The following is a 539-nucleotide window of genomic DNA, read 5'->3' on the forward strand; positions in this document are numbered from 1 at the left end:
CCGCTATGTGCCGGTGGTGAATGCCAGGACCCTGCTCGGCGTGATCTCCTTCTATGACGTGGCCAAGGCGGTGTTCGAGGCGCAGAGCTTCGAGAACCGGATGCTGAAGGCCTATATCCGCGACTGGCCCAACGAGGGAGACGAGTAGGCCGTCGCATGCAGATCCAAGCCGTTCATCGCGTTTGCCGCATGAACGGCTTTTTTTATGGCCGCGGCCAGGAAGACAGCCGTCGCGGTTTGCCGCAGAACAGACAAGGAGACTTATGCATATCGCCATCATCGGCGCCGGGCTTGCCGGCTTGAGTTGCGCGCGCGAGCTTCTGGCCGCCCGCCATACCGTGACGATCTATGAAAAGCATCCCGATGTGGGTGGCCGTACCCGCACCTGCGAAACCGAGGTCGGCGGCCTGGATTTCGGCGCCCAGTATTTCACGGCCCAGAGCGACGCCTTTCAGAAGCGGGTGGCCGCCTGGCGCAAGGCGGGCTGGGTGGCGCCCTGGGGCGGCAAGCTGGTGCGCCTGGAAGACGGCAAGGCGCAG

Annotated in this window: 1 protein-coding gene; it reads left to right on the top strand. The window is 64.0% G+C overall.

Translation table 11 applies throughout. The annotated features are described in order from the left end of the window. Positions 1-263 precede the first annotated feature (263 nt). Positions 264-539, top strand: a 276-nt coding sequence (locus JK635_RS28095; RefSeq protein ID WP_202653126.1) for an FAD-dependent oxidoreductase, incomplete at its 3' end; no start/stop codon positions are given.

Origin of the sequence: Neobacillus paridis, from assembly GCF_016765675.1 — a bacterium.
Taxonomy (GTDB): Bacteria; Bacillota; Bacilli; order Bacillales; family Cytobacillaceae; genus Neobacillus; species Neobacillus paridis.